The 20,516-nt window shown below is 39.3% G+C and carries 18 protein-coding genes; 17 read left to right on the top strand and 1 reads right to left on the bottom strand.

Annotated features, from left to right (window positions below; genetic code table 11):
* The first annotated feature begins 53 nt into the window (after positions 1–53).
* From O2Q26_RS09065 to O2Q26_RS09030, 8 genes are all read left to right on the top strand, one after another.
* Positions 54–1,229 carry a Zn-dependent alcohol dehydrogenase gene (locus O2Q26_RS09065; protein WP_289215611.1) on the top strand — a complete coding sequence of 392 codons (1,176 nt, stop codon included), beginning with the start codon at positions 54–56 and terminating at the stop codon, positions 1,227–1,229.
* On the top strand, positions 1,222–2,814 hold the full coding sequence (locus O2Q26_RS09060) for a BCCT family transporter (protein ID WP_289215610.1): 1,593 nt from the start codon (positions 1,222–1,224) through the stop codon (positions 2,812–2,814). Before O2Q26_RS09065 ends, O2Q26_RS09060 begins: the two co-directional genes overlap by 8 nt.
* Positions 2,815–2,857: 43 nt before the next feature.
* Positions 2,858–3,385 (top strand): formaldehyde-activating enzyme, encoded by a 528-nt coding sequence (locus tag O2Q26_RS09055; RefSeq protein ID WP_289215609.1) that lies wholly within the window; start codon positions 2,858–2,860, stop codon positions 3,383–3,385.
* Between the two features lie 22 nt (positions 3,386–3,407).
* Positions 3,408–4,859, top strand: coding sequence for an NAD-dependent succinate-semialdehyde dehydrogenase (locus O2Q26_RS09050; protein ID WP_289215608.1), 1,452 nt, complete (start codon positions 3,408–3,410; stop codon positions 4,857–4,859).
* 479 nt (positions 4,860–5,338) lie between these two features.
* Entirely contained in the window at positions 5,339–8,077 is a 2,739-nt protein-coding gene (locus O2Q26_RS09045; protein WP_289215607.1) for an AAA domain-containing protein, read from the top strand.
* A gap of 357 nt (positions 8,078–8,434) precedes the next feature.
* Complete coding sequence (locus tag O2Q26_RS09040; RefSeq protein WP_289215606.1) at positions 8,435–8,557, top strand: XtrA/YqaO family protein; 123 nt, start codon at positions 8,435–8,437, stop codon at positions 8,555–8,557.
* A 14-nt stretch (positions 8,558–8,571) separates the two neighbouring features.
* On the top strand, positions 8,572–9,360 hold the full coding sequence (locus O2Q26_RS09035) for a hypothetical protein (RefSeq protein WP_289215605.1): 789 nt from the start codon (positions 8,572–8,574) through the stop codon (positions 9,358–9,360).
* 179 nt (positions 9,361–9,539) lie between these two features.
* Positions 9,540–9,998: a helix-turn-helix domain-containing protein gene (locus tag O2Q26_RS09030; RefSeq protein WP_289215604.1), complete on the top strand. Its 459-nt coding sequence runs from the start codon at positions 9,540–9,542 to the stop codon at positions 9,996–9,998.
* A 50-nt stretch (positions 9,999–10,048) separates the two neighbouring features.
* Here the strand turns inward: O2Q26_RS09030 and O2Q26_RS09025 are convergent, their stop codons facing one another.
* A complete protein-coding gene (locus tag O2Q26_RS09025; protein ID WP_289215603.1) occupies positions 10,049–11,317 on the bottom strand; it encodes a hypothetical protein in 1,269 nt (422 codons plus the stop codon).
* 1,125 nt (positions 11,318–12,442) lie between these two features.
* On the opposite strand from O2Q26_RS09025, the gene O2Q26_RS09020 reads away from it, so the two are divergent.
* The 9 genes from O2Q26_RS09020 to dnaB all read left to right on the top strand — a co-directional run bounded on the left by O2Q26_RS09020 (position 12,443) and on the right by dnaB (position 20,486).
* Positions 12,443–13,495: a LytTR family transcriptional regulator DNA-binding domain-containing protein gene (locus O2Q26_RS09020; protein WP_289215602.1), complete on the top strand. Its 1,053-nt coding sequence runs from the start codon at positions 12,443–12,445 to the stop codon at positions 13,493–13,495.
* A 207-nt stretch (positions 13,496–13,702) separates the two neighbouring features.
* The gene (locus O2Q26_RS09015; protein WP_289215601.1) at positions 13,703–14,551 is read left to right on the top strand and encodes an ABC transporter ATP-binding protein; all 849 of its coding nucleotides are present in this window, start codon (positions 13,703–13,705) and stop codon (positions 14,549–14,551) included.
* Entirely contained in the window at positions 14,551–15,249 is a 699-nt protein-coding gene (locus tag O2Q26_RS09010) for an ABC transporter permease (RefSeq protein ID WP_289215600.1), read from the top strand. The genes O2Q26_RS09015 and O2Q26_RS09010 overlap by 1 nt, the downstream gene beginning before the upstream one ends.
* A 246-nt stretch (positions 15,250–15,495) precedes the next feature.
* Positions 15,496–16,998, top strand: a complete 1,503-nt coding sequence (locus O2Q26_RS09005) for a malate:quinone oxidoreductase (protein WP_289215599.1) — start codon at positions 15,496–15,498, stop codon at positions 16,996–16,998.
* 209 nt (positions 16,999–17,207) lie between these two features.
* Positions 17,208–17,432, top strand: a complete 225-nt coding sequence (locus tag O2Q26_RS09000; RefSeq protein ID WP_289215598.1) for a helix-turn-helix transcriptional regulator — start codon at positions 17,208–17,210, stop codon at positions 17,430–17,432.
* Positions 17,413–17,844 (top strand): hypothetical protein, encoded by a 432-nt coding sequence (locus tag O2Q26_RS08995; RefSeq protein WP_289215597.1) that lies wholly within the window; start codon positions 17,413–17,415, stop codon positions 17,842–17,844. The genes O2Q26_RS09000 and O2Q26_RS08995 overlap by 20 nt, the downstream gene beginning before the upstream one ends.
* Before the next feature lie 271 nt (positions 17,845–18,115).
* Entirely contained in the window at positions 18,116–18,853 is a 738-nt protein-coding gene (locus O2Q26_RS08990) for a DnaD domain-containing protein (protein WP_289215596.1), read from the top strand.
* Positions 18,850–19,179, top strand: a complete 330-nt coding sequence (locus tag O2Q26_RS08985; RefSeq protein WP_289215595.1) for a replicative helicase loader/inhibitor — start codon at positions 18,850–18,852, stop codon at positions 19,177–19,179. Before O2Q26_RS08990 ends, O2Q26_RS08985 begins: the two co-directional genes overlap by 4 nt.
* A complete protein-coding gene (gene dnaB / locus O2Q26_RS08980) occupies positions 19,176–20,486 on the top strand; it encodes a replicative DNA helicase (protein WP_289215594.1) in 1,311 nt (436 codons plus the stop codon). The genes O2Q26_RS08985 and dnaB overlap by 4 nt, the downstream gene beginning before the upstream one ends.
* Positions 20,487–20,516: the final 30 nt, after the last annotated feature.

Below are 20,516 nucleotides of genomic sequence, written 5' to 3'. Positions count from 1 at the left end.
ATTAATAAGGGCTGGGCAGGTTCGCTTTAGTATTAACTAGGGGGTAAGCAAAAATGAAAATGAAAGCAGCTGTAATGGAGTCTGTGGGTGGTCCGCTCCAAGTCCAAGAGGTTGAATTAGATAACCCAAAAGTAAATGAGGTGTTAGTGAAAATAGAGGCAACAAGTATTTGTCACAGTGATCTTAATGCTTTTAATGATCCAACTACTCCTACTCCTACTATTCTAGGCCATGAAGGTGCAGGAATTGTGCAAGAGATAGGCCCACATGTGAAGAATGTAAAAGTCGGGGATAGGGTTGCTTTAAACTGGGTTCCGTACTGTGGCAAATGTGAGTATTGTACATCTGGTGATTTTCATTTATGTGAAGAAGCTTTTGGACCTATGTTTAACGGAACACTGCTGGATGGAACAACTAGGCTCACAAGAAACGGTAAACGTATGTACCATCATTCACTTCTTTCAACATTTGCTGAATACACAGTAGTTCCAGAAATGTCATGTGTGAAATTGCCTGATGAAATGCCACTCGCTCAAGCATCATTAATTGGTTGTGGAGTCGCTACAGGTTATGGTGCCGCAATTAATGCGGCACAAGTAAGACCAGGAACTTCAGTCGCAGTGTTTGGTATTGGGGGAGTAGGAATAAATGCTATTCAGGGTGCTCGAATCGCGGGGGCACAAAAAATTATTGCTTGTGATGTAAAAAAGGCTAATTTAGAAATGGCAAAACAGTTTGGTGCCACACACACTATCCAAGTAGGAGAAGAGAACGTTGAGGAAGCATTAAAGTCACTCACAGGAGGATTGGGTGTCCATTACGCTATTGATTGTTCAGGAAATACTAAAGCTACGGAAAGTGCATGGAATGGAGTAAGAAAGAAAGGGGTTGTGGTTGTTGTTGGAGCTTTCCATGCTTCCATGATCGTCAATCTACCGGCTGGAGGATTCCATCGTGTAGGGAAAATATTAAAAGGAAGCTTCTATGGGGACACTCAACCTTTTAGGGACTTTGTCAATATTGCAAATCTTTATTTAGAAGGGCGTTATAAACTGGATGAGCTAATATTAAGTCGGATACAACTGGAAGATATCAACCGAGTCTTTGATTCCTTTCAAGACCATACATGCGCAAACGTGGGACGTTCGCTAATAGAGTTCAAATCTCAGGTGTTAACTCCCCCGAAAGATGTAAGTGAAACGTGGAAAGTGAATAGTTATTATGCTTAAGTTGCGGCATGCAGTATTCTGGCCCCCTTTCTTACTATTAATTGGTGCCGCGATCCTAAGTCTCGTGAATAAAGATGTTTTTGTTCAAATGACCACCAATGCTAATAATTGGGTGATCAATGAATTGGGATGGTTATTCAGTGTGGCAGGGTTATTAATGGTAGCTGGATGTATTGGTGCATATTTTTCCCCCTTAGGTAATGTACGAATTGGAGGAAGGGAGGCAAAACCGTCTTTGGGGATGGTAACTTGGTTTGCTATTGCTCTTACTACGACCATAGCGACGCTTACTTTTTGGTCCTTAGTAGAACCAATTTATCATGTATCTCAACCACCAGCATCTTTAGGTATAGAACCTCATTCGCCGGAAGCTGCTATGTTTTCACTTTCTACAATGTATTTACATTGGACAATAACACCTTATGCAATTTATACAGTACCAACAGTTGTTTTTGCTTTTGTTTATTACAATATGCGGTTGCCATATAGTTTAAGTTCTCCCTTAGTGCCTTTGTTCGGTGAAAGAATGATTAATGGAAAAGTAGGGAGTGTGGTAGACGCTGTATCCTTATATACTTTGGCTACGGGTATGGCGGCCTCCATGGGAACTAGTATATTGAACCTTTCTGGAGGAATTAACTATGTTTCCGGTATAGAAAGCACTCCTCTTTTGTGGGCCATTGTAGCGGCGGTAGTCATGTTTACCTTCGTTATCTCGTCTTCCACAGGTTTGATGAAAGGCATTAGATACCTTTCGAATATAAATATAAGAGTTTTTGTTGTTCTCACTATATTCGTATTTATAGTAGGACCGACTAGTTTTATTTTAAATGCTGGAACTGAGTCTTTTGGAAATTTTTTAACTAATTTTTTTGAAAAAAGCTTATTTACAGGTGAATTATCTAACGATCCATGGCCAGGCGGTTGGACCACTTTTTATTGGGCGAGTTGGTTTGCTTGGGCAATGATCATTTCTTTATTTCTTGGAAGAGTAGCTTATGGTTATAAAGTAAAAACGGTTATCCTCGTTAATTTCGTTTTTCCAGCAATATTTGGTGCCATCTGGATTAGTGTTTTTGGAGGAACCGCTTTGTTTTCGGATTTGAATGGAGGAGGACTTACAGACCTGTTGGCTAGCAGTGGTCCAGAGACCGTACTTTATGGAGTTTTTGCAGCTCTTCCGTGGTCTCAACTGATTATACCTTTCTTCATTTTTATTGTATTCGTTACCTTTGTCACTGCATGTGATTCTAATAATGCCGCGATGAGTGGTATTAGCTCTCACGGGATTTCCCCTGAAAATCCAGAGCCATCTACAGTAATAAAGGTAGTTTGGGGTGTTACCGTTAGTGTTATTTCTTGGACAATGATTAGTTTTGCCAACATTGATGGCGTAAAAATGTTAAATAACTTAGGTGGCGTACCTGCATTGTTTTTGGAATTAGTGGTTTTTGGTTCATTAATGAAAATCGCAAAGAATCCATGGAGGTACGATAAAACTAGTTCTCGATATGAAGAAGAGAATTCCATGAAGAGTAGCGATTACCAAGAGCAAGACCAAGAATACACGGACGCTTCAATGTAAGAGTTTTACTTTTTATTAATTAATAAAAGAAAGGATGAGGTTTATGAATAGTACTATTAAAGGTTACGATGGGAGATTTGGTGAAGCATACGGTGGAGATTTGCCGAACGGTGTTCATATTAATGTAGTATTAGCAGAAAGAGGTAGTGCTACCTATGCTGAAGCTGTTAGGTCTATGGCGAGTCCATCTAAAGGACATGTTCCTTTTCTAGCTTGTTTGGGTGCTAATAATCTTGTAAGGCCTACGACCGTAGTAGTAAACAAAGTAACGTTGGAAGATGAAGAATATAGTCGGCTATTTTCTGGAGCAACTCAAATTGGTCTGAGTCAAGGAGTTCTTGATGCGATTAAAGAAAATTATATTGATGAACAAACTATTGAAGACCTTGCTTTGCTTGTGGCCTGCTGGCTTGATCCGGATGCAAAAGAGGAAACAACTATTCGTTTAAATGCTAGGAAAGCGATGTACGAAGCAATTGTAAAAGCCACCCAACCGGTCACTGAGAATTACATCCAAGATCAATTAAATTTTTACGAAAATGCCCGCAATAATTTTTATAAGGGAAATTGATTATAAGATAGGGAGGAAAACCATGAAAACAAATGTAGAGCAACTAAATCTATTAAACTATATTGCTGGTGAATGGCAAGGCTTCTCTTCAGAAGCGTTCGAAGTCACCAACCCCGCTACTAATGAAGTAGTAGGGACGATGCCAATCGGTACAAAAGAGGATGTCCTAGCAGCTATTGAAGAAGCACAAACAGCGTTTCAAGAGTGGAAAGATCTATCGGCAGAAAAAAGATCAAACTATTTAGAAACATTTTATCAAAAAATTATAGAACGAAAAGATGAAATTGCCCGGATCATTACTCTGGAGAATGGAAAACCTCTGAAAGAAGCAACAGGTGAAGTCTTATATGCTGCATCTTTTGTAAAGTGGTATGCCGAGGAAGGGAAACGTGTTTACGGAAAAACGATTCCTTCTAAAGGTGCCGACCAACGAATCCAAGTCATTAAGCAGCCCGTGGGAGTAGTGGCAGCTATTACTCCATGGAATTTCCCTGCTGCTATGATTACTCGAAAATTAGCACCTGCACTTGCAGCGGGATGTACATTTATTGTTAAACCACCTAAGGAAACACCACTTACAGCAGCAAAATTAATGGAATGCGCAGCAGATGCTGGCATACCTCCGGGTGTAGTAAATATGGTGGTTACTCAGGACAAAGATTTTAGTGACACCATAAAAAACAGCGAGGAAGTACGTAAATTGACATTTACTGGTTCTACTGAAGTTGGAAGGTTGCTCATGAAGCAGAGTGCAGAACAGATTAAAAACATTTCTCTTGAACTTGGTGGACAAGCGCCGCTTATAGTCCTAGATGACGCCGATTTAGAAAAAGCTGTAGAAGGTACAATGGCTTCCAAATTTAGAAATGCAGGGCAAACGTGTATTTGTGCCAATAGACTTTATGTTCAATCTGGAATTTACGGTGAATTTGTTAGTAAGCTGAGGGAAAGAATTGAAGAATTAAAAGTGGGTAATGGTTTAATTGAAGATGTGGATATCGGACCACTTATTAATCAGCAAGGTTATAACAAAGTGGTTCGCCATGTAGAAGACGCCGTAGAAAAAGGAGCAGAGACGGTAGTCGGAGGAAAAGGTTATCAAGTCAATGATCAAGACTCTCTCTTTTATGAGCCAACGCTGCTCCTTGGAGCAAAAGAAAACATGTTATGTATGAAAGAAGAAACCTTTGGGCCGGTAGTCCCAATACAAATGATTGAATCTGAAGAGGAAGCCATTCGATTGGCCAATGATACTCCTTTTGGGTTAGCTGCTTATTATTTCACTGAAAATATGAGTCGCGGAACGAAAATTGCGGAAAGTCTAGACTACGGAATTATTGGTTGGAATCATGGGGCACCTTCCGCAGCTCAAGCTCCTTTTGGGGGAATGAAACAAAGTGGGTTAGGCAGAGAAGGTGGAGAAGAAGGGATAGAAGCCTTCTTAGAGACAAAATATTTATCAATTGGGATGTAAGGATATCCATAGTTCTTTATTAAAAGTGTAGCTTTTTCAATCTTGTGAACCCCTAATTAAGTTATAGGGGTTCTTTTACTGAAGTCCATCTTTGAAAAATAGCGGAAGTCAGCACTTGTCCTTATTGGTTCTTTGCTTGGTGGTTATATTACTATTCACATAACCTTTTTTGATTCAGATATTACTGTGTTATCTCTTTTAACCTATCCCCCACCGTAAAAGTGCCTGCCCACTTCGCTCTAAAGCTTTTCGGTTGGCAGTTTTTATTTTTGTTTTTCTCATAAATCACCCTCATTAGATGGTTACCCTTATCCATTATACAAGAGCCAATCCTCTTAAAGAAAATAATCCAATGGTTTTAATAATACTTGTAAACAGAAGATCCATGCACTGAAGAACTTACGTATATCTTTTGAATGAGTCTTATTGTGTTAAAATTCTATATAAGCATTTGGATGTGGTTAAAAAGAAAGGGGAGAATGAGTGGGTTGGATGTAAATAAATACATGGTCTTAGTAAAAGAAAAGGATAAGACTGAGCAAATTGATTTATTTGAAAAAGACAATGAACACTGGAAAATAAGATATTTTAATAATTCTAAAGTATATAGCTACAAGGAAGAGAATATAAAGTTTTTTTGTGACCCCATTTTAAAGGACCTAAAAAATATTATGGTGTACGAGAACAATAATCCTCTTACGGGTATAAACCAAATTTTAGATTTTGATACATATGTAAGGGTTATATTTAACAATGGTTTTAAAAAAACCTATTCAAAGGATGAAATAAGGTTTGAAAAGAATTGTTTATCTAATCAAAATGCACATAACTGTTTTGAATACTTTAAAGAAATAGCCAACTATAATCCAAATGAAGAGGACAAAACTTTCTTAAGTAAACAGTATGAGAAGCTAGGCACCGTAAGTTCTAGTAGTGTTTTGGCGAAGTACTTGCAGAGGCAACCATTTGCTAGTCGAGAAAATGAGAGAGAAATCGTATTTCCTTTTGGATTTAATTCTAGTCAAAAATCTGCTGTTGAAAAAGCTATGTCGGATCAGTTAAGTGTTATAGAAGGTCCACCTGGAACAGGGAAAACTCAAACCATATTAAACATTATTGCAAATGCCATTATGAATGGAAAAACAGTTGCCGTAGTATCGAATAATAATTCTGCTACAAATAATGTTTTAGAAAAGCTAGAGAAATATAATCTTGATTTTATAGCCGCATTTCTTGGCAATAAGCTAAATCAGGAAACCTTCTTCACAAATCAAACTTCTGATTATCCTGATATGAGCAACTGGCTTATAGATGATAATGATTATGACGAACTAAAAACGCAGTTGAACGAATCACAACATAAATTAGATGAAATGCTTCACAAGAAGAACAAACAAGCGTTACTAAAACAAGAGTTAAGAGCTCTTCAAACCGAATATAAATATTTTGCCGACTATTCTTTGAAATATAATTCTTCTGACCTTACGCTGAAGAGTCTATATCGTCTAAATGCTGACAGAATTTTAAACTTATTAATTGATTACAAATATAAATTAAGAAACAGAAACTTCAAGTTTATTGGGAAGATTCATAATTTCTTTAAGTATGGAATTTATGATTTTGGATTCTACAAATCCTCACCTGAAAAGGTCGTTTCTTACTTGCAGGATACATATTATAAAACAAGAATGGAAGAAGTAAAGAAAAAGATAAAGCTATTAACTAAGGAATTAGAGCGGTTTGATTTTGAACATGAGATGCAGGATTATAGCGAGAAATCCATGAAATTACTAAAAAGTTACTTAGCACAAAAGTACGCTTTAAGCCAAAATAGAAGGGTCTTTCAGAAAGAAGATCTATGGAAAAATTTCAATTCTTTTATAAAAGAATATCCTGTAATTTTAAGTACGACTCATTCGTTACTCAGCAGTGCTAAAAGTAATTACCTATTTGATTATGTTTTAATAGATGAAGCTTCTCAGGTAGATTTGGTAACAGGGGCACTTGCTTTGTCTTGTGCTAAAAACGCAGTAATAGTCGGAGACTCTAAACAATTACCTAACGTGATATCTAAAGAGGAAAAGAAGTTAACAGGTGAAATATATAAAAAATATAATCTTGACCATGAATATAATTACGCGGAACATAGTTTATTGTCATCAATTGTAAGCTTGTACAACGACATCCCGAGAACTTTGTTAAAGGAGCACTATCGCTGCCATCCTAAGATAATAAATTTCTGTAATCAAAAGTTTTACAATAATGAATTAATTATTTTAACTGAAGAGGAAGAAAGTGACGAACCGTTAACCTTATTTCAAACCGTTAAAGGTAACCATGCACGGGGCATGATAAATCACCGACAGATTGATGTTATTTATAATGAAGTAGTAGAGAGCCTGGATTTAAATACAGGTGATCAATCAGTTGGAATAACAGCTCCTTATCGATTACAAGTAAAGGGGATTCAAGATAGGGCCATCTCCTTAAATAGTGAAGTGGATACCGTTCATAAATACCAAGGTAGAGAAAAAGATGTGATTATACTCTCCACAGTCTCTAATGAGGTTAATGTTAATGACTTTGTCGATGATCCAAACCTTATCAATGTTGCCGTTTCAAGAGCGGTAAAAAAACTAATTATAGTGGCTGCCAAAGACAGCGAGGAGTGGCGGGGAACTAATATTGGAGGTTTAGTTAATTATATAAAATACAATAACTTCGAGATCATCAACAGTAACATTCGTTCAATATTCGATCTTTTATACAGTAGTTATTCCGATAAGTTACTGGAAGTAATGGCTAAAAGTAAAAAAGTATCTGAACATACGTCTGAGAACCTCATGAATATTGTGATAGAAAATGTATTAGACTGCGATGAATTTAGAAAATTAGGCCGCGTGCTCCACCAGCCTTTAAAGATGCTAATAAACGATACGGAGTTGCTTACACCTGAAGAACGAAAATACGCCATGAATGAATTGACTCACACCGACTTTGTTATATTCAATAAACTGGACAAGATGCCTCTATTAGTAGTTGAAGTAGATGGATACGAGTTTCATGAGAATAATCCAAAGCAGTTAAATAGAGACAAGATGAAAGATGAAATACTGAAGAAATATAACATCCCTATTAAGCGCTTCAAAACAACAGGCAGTGGGGAAGAAAAGGCTCTTCGTAAGAAGCTGCATGAATTGTTAAATATAAAAGAATAGTAATTTCCAAAGGGTTTTGACGGCGAGTTGTCTCTTGCCTCTGTGGAAGCCAGGCACTTCTTCAAAGGTGTGGGTTGTTTTATAGCCGGTTTGAGTTGGTTCTTCCGACTGGATATTGACTGGATTTTTGATATCTAAGTCTCAATCTAAAAGCCTCTCAGAAGTCTAATATACTTTGAGAGGCTTTTTACTTCTTTATATGAATTTTGTTATGGGATAATATAAATCTAATTTTATTTATGGGAGGATAATTTTTATCGAATACAAATTTAACCTTACAGAAATAATATATTCAGAATTCTATTTTTTACACTTAGTTTAGCAGTTACACTAGTGCACCCTTCATAAGATCACTGTGTGCTTGATGGGATACAAGGAAAAGCAAAAGTATCTGTTGCAATAGAGCATGAATTTACCATAATTGAGACATCTAAGGGAAAAACTGCTAAAATCAAATTTGAAGAAGGTGAATTGTTTTAGGAAGGTGTGCTCACATGAATGAAATAAAAGATATATTGGAAATTATACCTATCCCCTCGTATGTTTTAATGGTCATAGTGATTATATTTAAATCTGCATCAATTTCTACTTTAACGGCTGATCCTCTAGAAGAAAAACTGTATTCGAAAGAGAAAAGGTCTGTCTTAAGTATACTTAAACACTCTTTCTTCACATTTATATGGTTTATGTTATTTTACGGTTTAGCTAGTAGTATTAAAATCTATCTTTGGATAGCGATAATTAGTGTGGTTCTGATATTAGGTTTAGTTATTTATCTTTTTTCTACGGAATTAAAACCAGCACTAAAAGATAGATACAGGCTTAACGTTTTTTTAGTAGCGTTATCAGTACTATCATTAGCAGTGTTTTTCCTTTCTCTAATTCCTCCAATAGATATCGAGAATGATAGTAACTTAAGTATTTTGAATTCCCTGGCTTATTGTCTGACATTTGGTTTAGTTATGCCTGTTTTGTTGAAACCAGGAGCTCGCTTAATTAAATGGTCAACAATTAAAGCTTTTTATTTTAAAGAAGAATGCCCTGAAACAGAAAAGGAATGGGTTTGGTATATACATTACCCAATTAATAAAGAGTTTGTTCTGATTGGTAATGAAAAATATCCGATAAGTTCTGAAATTAAAAAAATTATCTCCAAAGAGAAATTAATGGACCAAATCATTTATTCAATAGATATTGATCCAAATGACAATAGTGCAAAAGATACTGACTCATCGGAAAAACAAGAGTTGTCCGAGATAGTGAAGCCTGAGGACACAAATTGAGAGCTTTACGTTCTTGATTTGTGTCCTCATTTTATTTGTCTCAGAAGGAAATAAGGAAAATTATATTATTAAGTGGAAATGTAATATATAGAAAGGATGAATGGTCAGGAGCGAGGAATTTACTCACTCGGAGAAGATATATGGTGAGGTGAGCTTAATGTGAAGGGGCGAGATTAAAGATGAACAAAAAGCAGGTTGAGAATGTATTGCGTGATTACAACTGGATGATCAACGAGATTAAGAGACAAAGAAATTTGCTTGAGGGTGCAGGTACCAATATTGTAGCTCAGTCTGGGGTCGAATCGACTCTTCCAAAAGCTAAAGGGGAGATAGGAGATCCAGTAGCTCGTGAGGTAAACCGTCGAGATAAGAAACATACTTGGATTTATAATCTTGAGAGAAAAGTTCTATACATCCAGGAGCGAATGTCTATTATTGAAGAGGAAAGAGAGAAGGCTGTCCTGGAGTGTTTGTTAGACGGTATGAGTATGGTTGCGGTTTGTCGACATATGGGGTTATCGAGGAGTCATATCTACAAAATTAAAGATAGCATTGTGGATAAATTTGCACAGAATGATCATTTTGGACACTCTGGACATAAAAAACAAAAATTGCGGCATAATAAACAATCCGTGTAAACTGTTTCCATAAAATTTTCCATAAATAAAGAGAGGATCCCCCTCTTTATTCATAGAAAATCGCATAAATAATTTATAAAGTCATCATATTTCTCTTGCGTAGGTTTTTTATGCTCTGCGTTTTCATAGCTTGATCTTTGTAATAAGCGAATGTTCGCGGTATCAATAGAGAATTCCAAATTTGCTACCACAAAACCAGTCTCCATGCTTTTTATAATCTTTAAGAATTCAACCATTTTACGATTTTGAAGAACAGGCAAGTTCAACCAATATAGATTGTTTGTAGAAATACAATTAAATCCTTTATCTGATATGGTTATTTCCGCATACTTTCTATCACTTTCATCTTCCTGATTGTTTCTGAACTTTATTCCAACCACATCACCAACAGTACTATCATTCAACGTGGTAGCTATCACAGAAAGAACACCATTTGATATATATTTTTTCACGGAAATATCCATATCACTTGGAGGGTTGAACTTTTGAGTGACACTTTCAGAGAATTCATTAATTTCGTTATCAAATTCTTTTAATTTTTTAAATGCTAGGTCACGTTTTTCTTGTAAAAGGTTCTCTTCAAGTTTGAAGAGGGAAGACCTAAACCTTTCAAATTTAGAATAAATTATATGAGGAGTAAAGGAATCTATGTAACGTAATGTATTTTCAATACGCCCAGACATAGTTCTAATTTTATCCTCAGCGTTAATAATATTATCCACGTCTTTTAATCTAATATGGAGTAATCTTCTAGAAAAATCTACTTCAATAATTGTTGGGTATACTGACTCTTTTGATTCACCATTTTTATCGCTTAACTCCACAGTTGCTTTATCAAATACTAAAATTCTAATTGATTCAATATTGTTTTTGTCTTGTGTGTTACTCTGCAATCTATAACCACAAATTATAAAGTCTTTAGAGTAACCCTCTCTATTTATATTATTTAGTAGTTCATTATTTTCCGGTAAATCCCAGGAATTAAAAAGACTATTTACCTTTTCTGGGCTAGATGTGTCTAAGTTATCTGGTTCTAAAGCAAATATATAGGAGTTAAATAACGAGTCTTCTAACAGAAGAAATAATAGATCATCTAATTCTTCGATACTTAGTTTTTTTTCATTCAAACCTTGATTTAACGTTTTTGCAACTAACTGAGATGTTTCATCATCTTCGTTTTCTTCCCTAATTTTTGAATAAAACTCATTAAAATCAGAAAACCTTTGCATAAAGGTTAATTTATCGGCGACTTCTCCTTTTTTTAGATATGGATAAAATAACATTAAATTCTCGAGTTGATCATTAGTTTCAGTACTCATTTTCATCTCTCCTTATAAGGTGGTGAAGAAATATTATGACATGTGAAGTTTACAGTAATGTAAGTTTTATTGGGGAGTTCAAGCTGTTTAAAATTTTAGGTAGTGAAAACATCCTTTCCACAGGAAGTATTATCGAATTAGATAAAGTAACTTATTGTATAGGTGGTGTGTATGTTAGAAGAGACGGGACTTTAGTATTTGAGGTTTCTTGATATGAGAAATATCAGTGACTTTTTTACCTGTAAAGTATATAATTCATCAAATAATGTAAAAATCCTTCAAATAATAATGAAATTTACTAAAATATGGGTTTTTCGTATTTAGACTTTTGAAGGAGATGAGGTGTAATGAGTATTGATCCTGTTGGGGGGCTTGTATTTATATTAAAAAGTATAATTTTTGATATAATAAATCTGTGAAAATAAGGAAATTTTGTAATTAACTCGTTTTCAAGAAAGGTAAAACACAAAATAAAAACCAAATGCGTAAGAATACTTTAAGCAAATAAGAATAATCAAAAATGTATAAGTGAATTTTTTTACATAGAAAGCCCTGTGATAAGGGCTTTTTTTTGGTTGAAATGAATAACTTGTATAGTATAAATACCCCACCCTCAATTGTTGTAAAATTTTTCAAATAGCCTTCAGTATTACATTCTCATAAACTTCCCTAAGCAGTTACCTACTTTGTATCAGAATGGAGGTCGTTTTAGGTCGCGATTTAATGAAAGTATGGTCGTACTTCTGACTGGATATTGACTGGATTCTTTTTATTAATACATATATGCTATTTTATTTCATACTAATAACATAAAGTTGGAACATTGGTTACATAAGGGTTTTTACGTATTATTTTCTATTATTTATTTAATACAGTGAATGGGCGGCATGATGTAAGCGGCCGTCGTGGCGTAATCATGAAGGAGAGTAATAGTGTATAATCATCAAAAGATAAACCATAATATTTTCTTTCAAGATTAAAGAATTATCATAGTAATTTTCAGGGTTAAAGCCTTACACAGGTTTTAACCCTTCTTTTAATGAAATTTTTAATTCCCCTGTATATAATAACAATGAAAGTTGTTAACGATATTCGGTAACCCAAATCAAAAAGGAGTGACCGCCCATGTCCCAGAAACCCGTTCTCAAAATAGAAAACGTAGGAAAAGTCGAAGGTGATAAAGTATGGTTTCGTCCCTTTCACTTCCAGCTAAACCAGGTGGCTGCCGTCCAATGCGATCACATAGTGGGTAGGGTATTGTTTCATGTTCTAACGGGGGAAGAAGCGGGATCTGGCAGGATATCTTACTTTGATCAGTCTCACCCTAAAGACTGGAAGCGGTACAGCCATCGTATTGGGCTGGTGAGTCATGAGGAGGGTGTATATGAGCGCTTGACTCCTTATGAGTACTTACAGTTTTTCCAGCAGCTTTACGGCAGGAAAGCCGATATTAATGGGTTATTACATAAAGTGAATCTACCGGGCGGGAAGTCTCGGCGTATTAAGCAGCTCAATTATTCGGAGCGGAGGCGGTTGTCTTTTGTGAAGGCGCTTGTTCATCAGCCGGAGCTTGTGATTTTGGAGGAGCCTGATCAGAATATTGATTTGGAGAGTAAGGTCCTCTTGCGGGAGTTGATCAATGAGCATACGGCTGAAGGCGGGGCGGCTTTGGTGATTACGAGCAATATGGAGAGTGCGGTCATTTTGACGAATGAGGTGTACCGTTTGAATGAAGAGGGTTTGAAGAAGATGGATGTGCAGGAGCCGGACGAGGGAGCGGGGGGCGATCAGCCCGATCAGGAAGGGGACAGCCTGCCGGATCCTGAATCTAGTGCGCAGGTTCAATTGGAGCGGATTCCGGCGAAGGTGAAGGAGAAGATGATTCTTTTTGATCCTACGGAGATTGATTATGTGGAAAGTGTGGATGGGACGGTGCAGCTGCATGTGAAGGGCGGGGTGTTTCCGTGTGCGATTACGTTGCAGCAGTTGGAGGAGCGGCTGGAGCCGTTTGGGTTCTTTCGCTGCCATCGTTCGTATATTGTGAACCTGCAGAAGGTGCGAGAGGTGATGACGTGGACGAGAAACAGCTACAGTTTAATCCTTGATGATCATCATAAGAGTAATATTCCTTTATCGAAAGGCAAGCTTCAGGATTTAAAGCAAGTATTGCGCATGTAAGTGAATATTTCCCGGGAAATTGTCGGGACAAGTCGTTTGATTCACAGCTCTATTTACTCCATTGGTCGATTTGGACGTTCTATTCATAGTTTCATAGCTCCATTCACCCGGTGAAACACTCCTTTCATGCTGCTTTTAATGTAGTGATGACGAGACCGTTATAAGCTTAAGTCATCCAGTTGCGAAAGCAGAAAAGGGGAAATGATGATGAGTAACATTATTGACGTCACGAATGTTCGTAAGGAATATGAGGGGAAAAAAGCGTTGGACGATTTGTCGTTCTCGATTCAACCTGGAGAAACATTTGGTTTCTTAGGGCCGAGCGGGTCGGGTAAAACGACGACGCTTAAGCTGCTGACGGCACAGGAGGGGTATCAGTCGGGAAATATTCACGTGTTTGGGGCTTCTGTTGAAAAGTTAAAAGATCCGAAGCAGATGAAGCGGATTGGCGTATTAACGGATAATACCGGGTTGTATGAGCGGCTAACGGTTGAAGCGAATTTGCGGTTGTATTGTAAATTGTACGATGTGTCCTATCAACGTATTGACGAGGTGCTGCATGAAGTGGGATTAACAGGGGAAGAATCTAAGGTTGTCAGCAAATTGTCTAAAGGGATGAGGCAGCGTGTGACGTTAGCTCGGACGATTTTGCATAAGCCGGAATTGTTATTTCTTGATGAACCGACGTCTGCCCTGGATCCTGTCAGTACCGAGCGGATTCACAGCATTTTACGTACGTTAAATGAAGAAGGCACGACGATTTTCTTAACGACTCATGATATGTATGAAGCGGAAAGGATCTGCGATCGTGTCGCTTTTTTAAATAAAGGACACATTCAGCTGCAGGGGCCACCGCGGGATTTGCGGGTGAGTCATTCGGATTCTTCGATCACTCTTTTGTTGAAGGATGGAAGAGAGCAGCTCGTCGGCAACGATCATGAAGGAGCGGAACGTATTGGGGCAGCGATCGCCAGTCAGCAGCTGGCGTCTGTGCATTCCAATGAGCCGACTTTAGGTGATATTTTCGCACGTGTTACAGGAAAGGAGCTGTTCTAATGATATCCGTCAAACGAATTCAAGCGGTTGTGATTAAGGATTATCGGGATCTTCTGAAAAATGCGTATATGCTGTCTACGGCTGTCATTCCGCTGTTCTTTGCGCTTTTATTAAATCAGGAGGGAGAAGTTCAGACAGCGGCCGTCTTTATGCCGATCACGCTGACGATGGTCATCGTTGGTTCTTTTATCCAGGCGGCGGTCATTGCGGAAGAAAAGGAGAAAAACACGTTAAGAGGACTGCTCCTGTCTCCGCTCAATACAGCAGAGATTTTCATTGGGAAAAGCGTGATTTCTGCTGTTTCAAGCCTCATTATGATTGTGGCGGTCGTCCTGATCGGGAACATACCGCTGCCCGATCAGATGCTGCTCACCGCGGCAGCCATGCTTATCAGTCTCATTATATTTATCAGTATCGGGACGATTCTTGGACTGGTTTCTCGTACGGTCATGGAAACATCGGTCATCGTCATTCCTGTCTTGTTCATTTTTGGCATGGGCGACATTTTTAAAACGATGATTGAAGCCGAGTGGCTTATTGATGCAATGAGCTATTTGCCTGATCAGCAAATCGGCCAGCTGCTTCTGCAGTTGAATAACGGTGAGGCAGTCGGTGACCACTTCCTCGTTTTATCGATATGGGCCGTTGCCAGTGTGTTCGTCACGATTTATATTTATAAAAAGCGACGGTTTGATTGATCGCGTGTTCCCTGCTCATTACTTTTCAAAGTAATGGGCTTTTTTTATGGATAGAGCGGGCTTTCCTCTATGAATGTTCAGGCTCTCACTTTTAACCTAACTGGAAATAGTTTATAATTTAATTATCAGACAAGAGTGATTTTTAAATCTATAAAACGCTATCATAGGAATTATTCACAGAAAAGGTGTACTTACGCGAACGTCTGCATCTTTTCACCAAATATTTGGATGTAAGGATGGTTAATGATGAGCAACAGAGAAGCTAATACAGATGTGATTTTAATTGGTGCAGGAATTATGAGTGCTACATTGGGGTCACTGCTGAAGGAATTAGTGCCGGACTGGAATGTGAAAGTGTTTGAAAAGCTGGGAAGTGCGGGGGAGGAGAGCTCCAACGTATGGAATAATGCAGGGACGGGACATGCTGCATTGTGCGAGCTGAACTACACGCATGAACATCCGGACGGTTCGATTGATATTACGAAAGCGATTAAAGTGAACGAACAGTTCCAGGTGTCTAAACAGTTCTGGTCTTACCTCGTGAACAGTCATATGATTCGCAACCCACAGGAGTTTATCCTGTCACTGCCTCATATGAGTTTTGTGCAAGGGAAGAAGAACGTCGAGTTTTTAAGAAAGCGCTATGAAAAGATGGGAGCCAACCCATTGTTTGAGACTATGGAATTCTCCGATGACCCGGAACAGCTTAAAGAGTGGATTCCGCTTATGATGGAAAATCGTAAAGTGACAGAGCCGATTGCCGCTACTAAAATTGATGCGGGCACGGATGTGAACTTTGGAGACTTAACACACAAGCTGTTCGACCACTTAGAGAGTAATGATCTTGATGTTAATTACAAGCATAGTGTGGAGGATATTACGCGCACGAGTGACGGCCGGTGGGAAGTCAAAGTGCATGACCATAAGAATGGAAGAATTGCCTACCATACGGCGAATTTCGTCTTTATCGGCGGCGGGGGCGGCAGTCTGCACCTGCTTCAGAAAACCGGTATCCCTGAATCGAAGAATATCGGCGGCTTCCCGGTCAGCGGACAGTTTATGGTGTGTAAAAATCCTGAAGTGATTGAACAGCACCATGCCAAAGTTTATGGTAAAGCGAAGGTAGGGGCTCCCCCTATGTCTGTGCCGCACCTGGATACACGCCTGATCGACAATAAAACGTCGCTGTTATTCGGTCCATTCGCCGGATTCTCACCGAAGTTTTTAAAAACAGGATCTCTATCCGATTTATTAACTTCTGTGAAAAAAGATAACCTCTTCACGATGATGGCGGCAGGGGTCAAAAACGTGTCCCTGACGAAATACTTGATTGAACAAGTCATTCAATCTAAAGAACAGCGCATGGAAGAGCTGCGTGAATTCATCCCGAACGCCAAAAGCGAAGATTGGGAGTTAGTCACGGCCGGACAGCGTGTTCAAGTAATTAAAGATACAAAAGCCGGAAAAGGAACCCTTCAATTCGGAACAGAAGTGGTCACCGGCGCTGATGGTACCGTCGCTGCCTTGCTGGGTGCTTCACCTGGCGCGTCAACGGCAGTATCCGTCATGCTTGAAGTATTAGAACGATGCTTCCCGCAGCATATCAAAGAGTGGGAGCCGAAGATCAAGGAGATGATCCCTTCTTACGGAGTGTCATTATCAGAAAATCCTGATCTGATCCGTGAAATTCATGCGTCAACGGATCGGGCGCTTAAGCTGGAAGGCGAGAAGTACGCAGAATCAATGTAAATATAGGAAAACCTCATTTGCGGTGAATGCAAATGAGGTTTTTTTTGTGGGATTGTACTCCTAAAAGATGTATGGTTTTTACTTCAATTTGTCTCGCTGACATTTATTACATATCTCTTTTTTAAGTTGAAAAAACGGTTTTAATGTAACATATATCTTCCTTTATGTAATTTATATGTTACACTAATAAAAAGAAGGGAGTACACTAGTTGAATAATCATGTAAAGATCGCTCGTGTTCAAGTAGATTTAACACAGAAGCAGTTAGCAGATAAAGTTGGTGTTACGCGACAAACCATTAGTTTAATAGAAAAAGGAAATTATAACCCCAGTTTAAAGCTATGCTTGGAAATCTGTTATGCCGTAAATAAAACTTTGGATGAAGTCTTTTGGATAGAAAGGGAGAGTGGGCATCATGAAAAAAATAAAAGATGAGCGTTTGATTTTACAGAATTTGAAGAACATTCGTATTGCCTATATTATTCAAACGCTTGGGATCCTTGGTATACTGGGCTATGACTTAGTTACAAAAGGATTAGACGTAATGACGGAAAACCCTTTATGGATTGTATTCATGGTCACTGTGGTGGTTTCCGCTTTTCTATCCATGAATGTCAGTGTCGACCATGAAAATCAAGAAAAATCATCTAAAAATGGTTTGGTTCTCTCTTTACTTATCATAATTTTCATATCCATAGTGGTTGGAACCCTGACCTCCTTAAGTGAGGGATACTCAATAATAAACGGGGTGATCATCGGCGGGGTATTATTAATTTGTGGTCTTCTGCCAGTTACGTATGTTTACTATTTGCGCACAAAACAACAATCTGAAAATGCAGATGAATGAGAGTACAGTGACTTTTCTTCACCATTTAAATTTCAAGCAAGTGATCCAAAAAGGGAAGAACTCCGTTTGCAGCAGCAAATGACCACCTTATAAATTAAACAATCGTGAACGCGGGATGTTCCAAGTTTTCACCGGAAAAATTCTTAGCTGAACCTTCCTGAAAAACTTTTTTAAAAAAACTTTCTCAAAAAATGACACCACCCCTGAACTTCTTTCGATTATAGAAGTGCAGGGGATTTTTTATGCTCTAAATACAAGGAGGAATATAAAAATGAATTACATTAAAGAATTGAATGCGTTTCATGATCAAACGGATGTGGACAAACTTTCCTCGTCGGCTGTCGCTCTTTGGATTACGATGATGCAGCTCAACAACAAAACGGGCTGGAAGAAGGAATTCGCGGTGCCGTGCTCCGTTATTTTAGGTAAGGCGGGACTGGCGGAAACATCCTTCAAGCGGGCGCGAGCTGAGCTGAAGAAAAAGGGATACATTAAGCATCGGTCGGCTGGTCGGAATCATGCGCCTTATTATGAAATGATTTCTCGCGTGATTGAACCGTGGGTGAACGTAGGTGAGGCCCCTGGGAAGGACGACCCTAGGGACGTACAGGAGGGCGCTGGTGAAGCCTCTTTATTTAAAAGAAAAGAAATAAAAAGAAAAGAGAAAGAAGGAGTAGGCGTGTACGCGTCCGCTTATGAATTCTACCAGGAGAACATCGGATTCCTCAGCCCTTATATTGCGGAGCGGATCACACTCTGGTGTGATGAGATGTCGGAAGAGCTCGTGATTGAGGCGATGAAGCGGGCGATTAATAACAATAAGCGGTTCTTCCAGTATTGTGAAGGGATTTTGCAAAAGTGGCAGTCGCTCGGGGTGAGGTCGCTTGCGGACGTCAAGGCGATAGAGATGGAAAGCAGATCGAAAGCCAAGAAAGGTTTCTCAGCGGGATCGCAGACTTCGTGTGAGGTGGATATTTTTGAAGAGTTAAGAAGGGGGATTGAAGCATGACGTACGAGGAAGCGGTAGAAGTATTGCAGATGATGAGTAGTTTATATCCAGGGAAAGTGGAGATGACGAAAAAGAAAGCAGAGTTCCTCATTCCACAGCTTAAACCAATGTGTTACGGATCGGTGATGGGGAAACTGGCTCTTCATGTATCTAAATCCCCCTATCCGCCAACGATTGCGGACATCGCCGTTTATCCCCCGGTGGATGAGAATCCTCACCTGGATATGCTGAAGCAGTGGGATCGCGAGGCGGCAGAGGTAAGTGAAGAGAAGAAGCGGCTTTTTCAAGAAAAGCTGAATGAACTGATAGAGAAGGTGACGAGATGATTAAAAACTTGGAAGCTGAACAGTCTGTGCTTGGAATGATGTTATTGGAAGGCGAGCTCATCAAGGATGTGACGCTTCATGCGGAACATTTTGCAGAAAAAAAGCATGAACTCATTTTTAAAGCGATGAAAAATATTGAGCGGGCGGATGCGCCGATTAATCTTGTGACTGTGACGACCGAACTGGAGGATAAGATCAGCTTTGTTGGCGGGGTCAGCTACTTAAGGGATCTGGCCGGCTCCATCCCCACGACGACTACCCTCAAACACCACCAGCGCCTTATCTTCGATGCCTACCGCTATAGAAAAACGAAGGAAGTGACCGACTTTTTTAATGATAACCCGAACGGTCAGAGGTTTGATGTACTGGATGCGCATATGGAAACTTTTCGCGGAATCGGTATGCCAAGTGAAGAGGCGAGTGTTTATGAAACGTTGATGGAAATTGCCCGTGATATGGCATCCCCTCATGAAAACGGAATAACGGGCTATACGACGGGCTATCAGGATCTTGATGGCATGACAGGAGGCGCACAGCGCGGCGACTTGATTGTTCTCGCAGGCCGGCCGTCGATGGGGAAAACCGCTTTTGCGCTAAATTTGGCAGCCAACCACTGTAAGCAGGGAGGCAGTGTTCAGTTGTTCAGTCTTGAAATGGCTATAAAACCGCTGCTGCATCGGTTCATTTCCTGTGAAGGCTCTATTAACGGGCAGAAATGGCGTACGATGCAATTCTCCAATCAGGATTATGATCAAGCGATGGAAGCGATCGGCCAAATCGCCAGCTGGCAGATGAAGATCCGCGAGACGGACCGGACCGTTAGTGACATCCGGGCCAATGTAAGAAAAGTTGTAAAAGCCGACAAAAACGCCCGCCATATGATCATCATCGATTACCTTCAGCTGATGAGCTCCGGCAGCCGCTTCGAACGCCGAGACCTCGAAATCGGCGCGATCACAAGAGAACTGAAGCTGCTGGCGCGTGAGCTTAATATTCCTATCATTCTACTATCACAGCTTTCCCGCAGTGTCGAGCAGCGCAAGGACAAGCGTCCCGTCATGTCGGACTTGAGGGAGTCGGGCAACATCGAGCAGGACGCGGACGTGATCGGATTTTTGCATCGGGAGGATTATTATAACTGGCAGAAGGACGAAGGAGAAATGGAGCTTCTGCTCAGTAAGCAGCGGAATGGTCCGGTAGGGGATGTGAAGTTTCAGTTTAAGAAAGAGTTCGGGCAGTTTGTGGACAGGGGAGTCGAAGGGAAAGTGCAGGAAGCGGAATTCAACTTTTCTGAAACGATAGCGTGAAGAATTCGTATCAATAGTAAATACAAATTT

This window comes from Halobacillus campisalis (assembly GCF_030345335.1).
In the GTDB taxonomy this organism is placed as follows: domain Bacteria; phylum Bacillota; class Bacilli; order Bacillales; family Halobacillaceae; genus Halobacillus_A; species Halobacillus_A campisalis.
The sequence above is the reverse complement of the archived record's forward strand: the minus strand, read 5'-3'. Positions and strand labels throughout refer to the sequence as shown.